This is a genomic window from uncultured Porphyromonas sp., assembly GCF_934359325.1.
Lineage (GTDB): Bacteria > Bacteroidota > Bacteroidia > Bacteroidales > Porphyromonadaceae > Porphyromonas_A.
The window spans coordinates 1-7,968 of the sequence record NZ_CAKRLH010000069.1 but is presented as its reverse complement, the minus strand read 5'-3'; the positions used below and the strand labels follow the sequence as shown (position 1 = coordinate 7,968).

At 57.2% G+C, this 7,968-nt stretch carries 7 protein-coding genes; 5 read left to right on the top strand and 2 right to left on the bottom strand.

All coding sequences use genetic code 11. The annotated features are described in order from the left end of the window. Positions 1 to 137 precede the first annotated feature (137 nt). Both Q0F21_RS03970 and Q0F21_RS03965 read right to left on the bottom strand, forming a co-directional pair. Positions 138 to 701, bottom strand: a complete 564-nt coding sequence (locus Q0F21_RS03970; RefSeq protein ID WP_297237612.1) for a GNAT family N-acetyltransferase — start codon at positions 699 to 701, stop codon at positions 138 to 140. Further along, complete coding sequence (locus Q0F21_RS03965; protein ID WP_297237610.1) at positions 698 to 1,615, bottom strand: phosphatidylglycerol lysyltransferase domain-containing protein; 918 nt, start codon at positions 1,613 to 1,615, stop codon at positions 698 to 700. Before Q0F21_RS03965 ends, Q0F21_RS03970 begins: the two co-directional genes overlap by 4 nt. 440 nt (positions 1,616 to 2,055) lie before the next feature. Here Q0F21_RS03965 and Q0F21_RS03960 point away from each other — a divergent pair, with 440 nt between their 5' ends. From Q0F21_RS03960 to Q0F21_RS03940, 5 genes are all read left to right on the top strand, one after another. Beyond that, complete coding sequence (locus Q0F21_RS03960) at positions 2,056 to 4,578, top strand: glycoside hydrolase family 2 TIM barrel-domain containing protein (protein ID WP_297237608.1); 2,523 nt, start codon at positions 2,056 to 2,058, stop codon at positions 4,576 to 4,578. A 37-nt stretch (positions 4,579 to 4,615) separates the two neighbouring features. After that, positions 4,616 to 5,542, top strand: coding sequence for a DUF5715 family protein (locus tag Q0F21_RS03955; RefSeq protein ID WP_297237606.1), 927 nt, complete (start codon positions 4,616 to 4,618; stop codon positions 5,540 to 5,542). 66 nt (positions 5,543 to 5,608) lie between these two features. Next, positions 5,609 to 6,133, top strand: a complete 525-nt coding sequence (locus Q0F21_RS03950; protein WP_018106450.1) for a hypothetical protein — start codon at positions 5,609 to 5,611, stop codon at positions 6,131 to 6,133. 134 nt (positions 6,134 to 6,267) lie between these two features. After that, positions 6,268 to 7,125, top strand: coding sequence for a pantoate--beta-alanine ligase (panC, locus tag Q0F21_RS03945; RefSeq protein ID WP_297237603.1), 858 nt, complete (start codon positions 6,268 to 6,270; stop codon positions 7,123 to 7,125). A 10-nt stretch (positions 7,126 to 7,135) separates the two neighbouring features. Continuing rightward, a partial coding sequence (locus Q0F21_RS03940; RefSeq protein WP_297237602.1) for a family 10 glycosylhydrolase occupies positions 7,136 to 7,968 on the top strand: 833 nt, incomplete at its 3' end.

Here is a 7,968-nt window from a genome sequence, read left to right as displayed (position 1 = left end):
TCCTCGGTTCCGGGGATCATGTCGTGGATCATGCCACGCCACTCAAGCTCTTTGATAAAGTTCATATATCGTTACGTTCGTTCAATTTCTGCAAAGGTAGACTTTTTATGCGCCAAAAGGAAAGGGGGGACTAACACTTAGTCTAAAGGCGAGACGAGCCGGTAGTGATCGACGGTGGGGACGAAGGGCTTAATCATCCGGAAGGGCAAGGGATTGTCAATACTTGGCTGTCCATAAGCGGCGATGAGATAGTCTGTCGCTCTCTGTCCCGGCGTGATCGGTATGGCATCTTCAGCATCTCTGAGCAGATGAAAGCCCCAGCCCTTGTAGAAGCTGACCAGAGAAGAGGTCGCCGGCACGAGACAGGCACCTCGGTACCCTCGCTCGATCAGCCTTGGCTCGATGGCCTCCTTATAGAGTCCGGTCATCAGTCCCTCCCCTCGCCGATCCTCCCGAGTAGCGAAGCTGTAGAGGTACGCCCATCGTCCCTTGTCCGGATCGACATAGTCCACCACGAGCGCCACTGCAAGGAGCGCCCCATCGCCCTCACTTAATAGAAAGGTGTGCTCGCCGTCATAGAGGTACTCCATCGCCAGCTCATAGTAGGGTTGCCCCTCCTTACCAAAAGCCTCCGAGAGGAGGGAGAGAATGGACGATCGGAGTAGGCTATCCGAGCCGTCATAGGGGTGGAGCCGAATCATACGTTGAGGACTACGGTGTACTCATCCAGGAGGATCTCAGGCCTGTATGAGAGCTTTGCCTTCCGCAGACCCGGTAGCCCCATATCCTCCTCGCGATTGATATAGGTGTACTGCTCTGGTATCCGACGGACAAACTCCCGATTGATCATGGTGAAAGCGCCATCATAGGCGACATCAGCCTTCTCGATATTGACGTCGAAGCAGCGAGCACTCTGAGGCATACCGAGAGTAAAGGCGATCACCTTCCCCTCGACCCTCAGCAGCCCTCCGCTGAGACCAATCTCGCTCATGTGCTCTAAGGCGAAGCGGATCATCCTCCGCTCATCGGACATCCCCTCCGTAGTGTCGGTCTCGCGGTACCACTCATTCTCCACCTCCATACACTCCCTTAGCGACTCCTCCGTGATCTCCTCGTAGCTCCAGTCGGGATAGGTCCGCTCAAATCGGTTGCAGTGGTTACGCTTGGACTGCAGCTTCTTGCCCGAGAGGGACGCAAGCTTCTCCCTCAGGTAGATGTAGTCAGAGTAGTCACGATTGGCGAGCGTGACCATCTGATCCGGATGGATCGACTCCAGCGCCTGTACAGCCTCAGGCGTGGCGCCCATGATCGTCAGATTCTTCTCCTCCAGCTGCGCCTGATCCTGCTCCATATCGAGCAGCACCTCGCGGAGGCGGGAGTCGTCGGAGCCTATAGGCATGAGGTAGGCGTGCCGCTTATTCTCCTCGTTCCAGAAGCGTATTAGGAGGAATCCCTTATGGACAGCAATCTCGGTCCGGTAGACATGATTCCAACCGATGAGATTGGAGAAGGTATAGTCACAGGAGAGGTAGGGATTGATCTCGTAGAAGGACTCTAAGATCGGTCGATCCTCAAGAGTAACAGGGTGGAAGGGGATGGTATCAAGCGATGACATAGATATACTTTTCTTACTTCGAATCTCGACAAAGATACCAAAAAGGGGCCGTCCTCCCCCTACCCCGACGAGACCAATCCTGAAAAGGCTCCTCGTGCTGAATCCACCGGTGAGAGCCGTAATGCTCCGACCATGACGACAGAGGGTCACAAAGAGGTGGTTTTCAGTACAAAACGAAACGATTTAGCATCAGTTGTGCCGGTCATGAGTAAAGCGTCAATCTATTACCGGTAATAGTGAAGACTAATACCGGTATTAGACTCAACTATTACCGGTAATAGAGTTAACTCATCAGGGAGAGGGATTTTCTCCTGTCACTTCTCAGTGAGTGCATTCCCGGAAAAAGTGTGCATTGCAGATATTTAGTGTAAATTTGAGGAAACGTTGCCCACACAACGAATATTGTACACCCATATATCGTTTACCCAGTACAGCTGTAGATGAATATCAGAAGAACTCTACCCGCCCTACTTGTGATCCTTATGTCTCTTAGTGCGACGGCGCAGACTTTCCTGGAGAGCATCGAGGCTCCCCGCGAGGCACTACGCCTGACTGACGGCTGGCGCTTCACGAGAGAGGATAGCTCCGACTTCGTCCGACCGGACTACGATGACCGGAGCTGGCAGAGCGTTACAGTACCGCACGACTGGGCTATCTATGGTCCATTCTCCTCTGAGAATGACCGGCAAAACGTCGCCATCACCCAGGACGGGCAGACAGAGGCACTCGAGCATGCCGGACGCACGGGAGGACTACCCTTCGTCGGCATGGGCTGGTACCGCTATCACTTTGACCTTCATCAGGATCCCTCCACCATCGGCGACATCACCCTCTACATCGACGGGGCAATGAGCCACTCGGAGGTGTATGTCAATGGTCACCGCGCCGGAGGCTGGCCTTACGGATACAACTCGTACTACCTCGACATCACGCCCTATCTGGAAGCCTCCAAGACCAGACAGGTGATCGCCATCCGGCTAGACAACCCGACCGACTTCTCTCGCTGGTACCCGGGGGCTGGTCTGTACCGTAATGTGTACCTGATGGTGTCGCCCTACAAGACCCGGATCGACGACTGGGGAACCTTTGTCACCACTCCCTTTGTTTGCGATGAGTACGCACAGGTCAAGGTCCGCACCGAACTGAAGGGCGTCCCCGCCGATAGCGACGCGCTGACGCTTCGCACCACCATTCTCTACAAGGGAGAGACGATCGACAGCCGGGAGATCAGCGGAGCTGAGATCTTCGACAATGCCCTTGAGCAAAACCTACGCATCCCGCAGCCCCACCTCTGGGACATCAAGCAGCCGAACCTCTACACCGCCAAGAGCGAATTGCTCTACAACGGCCGGGTGATCGATGCCTACCGCACCACCTTCGGAGTGCGGACGATAGAGCTTCGTTCCGATGAGGGCTTTTACCTCAATGGCAAGCCGGTGACCTTCAAGGGGGTCTGCCTCCACCACGACCTCGGACCACTCGGAGCAGCGGTGAATAAGGTCGCCATCCGCAGACAGATCAAGCAGATGCAGAATATGGGCGTCAATGCGATCCGCACCTCACACAACATGCCCGCCCCGGAGTTGATCCAGCTGGCAGACGAGATGGGGATGCTGATCATGGCGGAGAGCTTCGATGAGTGGCGGATCCCGAAGGTGAAGAATGGATACAGTACCCTCTTCGACGACTGGGCGGAGCGCGACCTCGTCAACCTCATCCGTCACTACAGAAATGACCCCTCCATCGTGATGTGGTGCATCGGCAACGAGGTCTACGAGCAGGGCGCTGAGGGGGGCAATAAGGTCGCCCACTTCCTCCAGGAGATTGCTCATCGCGAGGATCCTACCCGCCCCGTCACCCAGGGGATGGACAACCCCAAGCCCGCCACGGCAAATAACTTTGCCGCCATTATGGATGTCGCCGGCTTCAATTACCGCCCCTGGCACTACCCCGAGGCGTATGCTAAGCTACCGCAGCGACTGATCCTGGGTACCGAGACCGCCTCTACGCTCTCGTCGAGAGGGATCTATAAGTTCCCTGTCGAGCGTAAGTCGATGGCGATCTACCCCGACCATCAGGCGAGCAGCTACGACGTGGAGCACTGCGCCTGGAGTGAGCTCCCTGAGGACAACTTCATCCGACACGATGACTTCCACTACAATATCGGTGAATTCATCTGGACCGGTATCGACTACATCGGAGAGCCGACCCCGTACTACACCAATTGGCCCTCCCACACGTCGCTTTTCGGTGCAGTTGATCTCGCCGGCATCCCTAAGGATCGCTTCTACCTCTACCGCTCGCACTGGAATACGGATAGCGCCACCCTGCACATTCTGCCCCACTGGGACTGGCCTGATCGAGTGGGCGAGGTGACCCCGATCTTCGTCTACACCAGCTACCCCACGGCCGAGCTATTCATAAATGGCAAGAGCCAGGGGCGTCGGACGAAGGACACATCAATTACGGTCGACAATAGCTCTGACAAGGATCTCTCGCGCCTGCCTCGCTACCGTCTCATGTGGATGGACACGAAGTATGAGCCTGGCGAGGTGCGGGTCGTGGCGTACGACAAGGATGGTGTGCCCCGGAAGGAGAAGAGACTCTGTACATCAGGCACACCATATACGCTGCAGCTCACCCTCGAAGAGCCGATCGAGACCGTACCGGCGCAGGATAGAGAGCATCTCGTCTACATCCGTGTGTCTGTCGTGGACAAGCAGGGCAACCTCTGCGCCACCGCCACCCCGGAAGTGACGTTTGAGGTCATCGGTGCAGGGCGCTATGTCGCCAGTGCCAATGGTGACGCCACCTGCATTGTTCCCTTCCAGAACAAGACGATGCCCGCCTTCAGCGGTCAGCTGACCACTATCGTCGCACCGTCAGGCACGCCCGGCACGATCACTCTTTCCGCTTCAGCTCCGGGGCTTCGCTCCGCCACCCTTGCGATTCCGACCAAGTAAGACCCACCCCTCTGTCGAATATTTCTATAGCACACAAATGGAACAGGATAACAACTCATCACCCGATGAATCGCTCTTGAAGCAGGGTAAGACACGAGCAGATCTCTGCTTAGAGGAGATCATCCGCAGTCGCACCTCGAGTCCGCGGACTAAGGAGCGGACGGAGCGATCGGCAGGGACTGTCGTCCGATCAGCTGACAAGGGAAGCAGATTTTTTCTTGCCCGTCTCTGGAGCCGACTGATAGTCTTTCTCCGTTCCGTTTCCAAGCCGGTCGTTACCCACTACTACCTTCCCCTGCTGGCGATGACGCTTCTGGCGACACTGCTCATCAGCCTCACACCACCGACAGAGCCGCCGGCACCCGCTCCGGACACCGGCTCCTACAGCGTCGTCCCGGGGGAGCGTCCCTACCGCTACATAGGGAGCTTCAGGAGGGACTTCGATGACCTGAATCCAGTACAACTCGAAGCGGCTCAGAGTCTTGGCATCACTCCCGCCGAGTGCCGCGATGATCTCCTACGGACGGATCGCCTCGTTCCACTCAAGGAGACACCGGCACTTAAGCTGGATGATCTAACCCACTCTGTGCCACTGATGGTCCCGGAGGCGGTGCGACTGGCACAAGAGATCGGTGCTGCCTTTCGGTACCAGCTGGAAGTGGACGGGCAGCCCCTCTACCGACCGATCGTCACCAGTGTCACCAGGACAGCCGAGGATATGGACAAGCTGAGACAGCGTAACGGCAATGCGTCGCTCAATAGCACCCACTGCTACGGCACCACACTCGACATCTCCTGGCAGCGGTACGACAAGGTCGACCCTGAGGACCCGAGGACGATAGAGCCGGAGGAGCTGAAACACCTGCTGGCAAGGGTGCTGAGGGCATTCCACGAGGATGGGCGCTGCTACGTCAAGCACGAGCGGCGGCAGGCCTGCTTCCACATCACAGTCAGGGAGAAGTAGATCTGGCACCATTTGTGTACCTTTGACCCCGAACAAGGATAACAATTCATACATATCAATTGCATTATGATTTCACTTAAGAAAACTCTCGCTACCGCTCTGGTAGCTCTGGGGCTATGCGTCGCCGGTCAGACGGAGGCCAAGGCTCAGAATGTCTTTGAGACCGGAACCAACATCGCCAGCGTAGGACTGGGTGCCAGCCTCCACACCAATGCGGCAGGTAAGCAGACAGGATCCATGACGATCAACCTCGCTGCCGATCACTGCCTCAATGGTCACATCTGGGACGACAACAGCGCCTTTACCCTCGGCGGTCAGGCGGTAGTCAATATGTACAGCGGTGGGACCGACTACTTCCTCGGACCGCGCGCCGCACTTCACTACCACTTCATCCCCGCTCTCGACACCTACTACTTCATCGCCCTTGGTTTCCGCGGCGACCACAGCAACGAGAGCAAGGAGTCGTCCTTCGGCTTCGGCTACAACACCGGTATCGGACTGCGCTATATGGTGGCTCCCAGCTGGGGTCTCTTCGTAGAGGCAGGATACGGTATGAGTGTCCTCAACGTCGGTGCCTCCTTCTCATTCTGACAAGGGGATCAATCGTATAATCTATAGTAAAAGGTCAGGAGCAGGTCCCGGTGGACTTTGCTCCTGACCTTTTGTCAAATGGTATTCTTCGCCAATCTCTCGTTACCTTTGCGGCAACAGACAGAATGATAGCCATGGAAGTAATCAATAGTCAGAAGCGACTGAGAGAGACTCTCAGTCGAGTACGGGAGGAGCATAAGGGAGAGACGATCGGTCTCGTCCCGACAATGGGCGGACTGCACGAGGGACACTTCAGCCTCATTCGCCGCTGCGTCAGGGAGTGCGGCTGCACGGTGGTGAGTGTCTTCCTCAATCCGACCCAGTTCAATAACCCCACCGACCTCGCCACCTATCCTCACGATATGGAGGAGGATCTGAGGGCTCTGGAGGCGCTCGGGGTAGACTTCGCCTTTACCCCCACCCCCGAGGAGATGTATGCAAAGGGGGAGGAAGCGCCCGACCTGCCCCTCGGACAGGTGGCGGAAGTGATGGAGGGAGCCTATCGTCCCGGGCACTTCCAAGGAGTGGTATGGATTGTCGGGAAGCTCTTCAGACTCGTGCAGCCGGATAAGGCTTACTTTGGTCTCAAGGACTTCCAGCAGATAGCGGTGATCAAGCGGATGATTGAGCTCTCGGACGACATGGATCCGGAGATCATCTCGTGCGAAACGGTGCGCGAGTCGGACGGACTTGCCATGAGCAGCCGAAACAACCGCCTCTCGCCCGAGGAGCGACAGGCAGCACCGATGATCTACCGAGCACTGACCGAGGGCGTGAGGGCGCAGAAGGAGGGAAGGTCCGTCAGCGAAGTGCACGACCTGGTGATCCGAGAGATCGAGGCATCGCCACTGCTCCGGGTAGAGTACTTCAGCATCGTCGACCGCGACACACTGGGAGAGATCAGCGAGTGGGGCGAGACGGAGCATGCCGTCGGTGCCATCACGGTCTATGACGGGGAGGTTCGCTTGATCGACCATATCGACTTTTTCTGACCGGCCGCCTGTGAGACGACACATCCTACTGATCCTGCTCAGCCTCATTGCCCTGCAAGGCGCACAGGCTGAGGAGCCTGACGCCTTTGCCCACCGATCCAAGTACGAGATGCGCGCCGTCTGGCTCTCTACGATCTGGGGGCTGGACTGGCCCCGCTCATCCTCTGAGGCGGCACAGAAGAGGGAGCTGGATGAGCAGCTGGATCTGCTGCGAGCGAATGGGATCAATACCATTTTCCTCCAAGTCCGAGGTCGGGGAGATGTGATCTACCCCTCAGCGATCGAACCGATGCACCCGCGCTTCTACGGCAAGCGTTACGATCCTCTTGCCTATGCGGTGGAGGCATGCCACAAGAGGGGGATGACGGTCCACGCCTGGATCACCACACTGCCGCTGGAGGATCGGAGCTATAGGCGAAGGCTCAGGGGAGTCACTCCCTTCTATGACAAGTACAAAGGGCACACCAAACGGCATAAGGGAAAGGACTTCATGGACCCGGCAGACAGCCTCACCGGCATCCACCTTGCCTCACTCGCCCGAGAAATAGCGGAGAGATACCCCGTGGAGGGGATCCAGCTCGACTACATCCGCTACCCCGACTTCCCCGCACGCTTCCCCGATGATCGGGACTACCGCAAGGCTCACACACTACTCCCTAAAGCGGAGTGGCGGCGAAGCAACATCACCGCCATCATCAGGCGGATCCACGATGCAATCCAAGAGACTGACAGCACCGTGCTGCTCAGCGCAGCGACAATAGGTGCATACGACCAGATCTCAGGTACGCCCCACATCGGCTGGACTGCGAGGGGTGACGTCTATCAGGACCCTGTGGCGTGGGA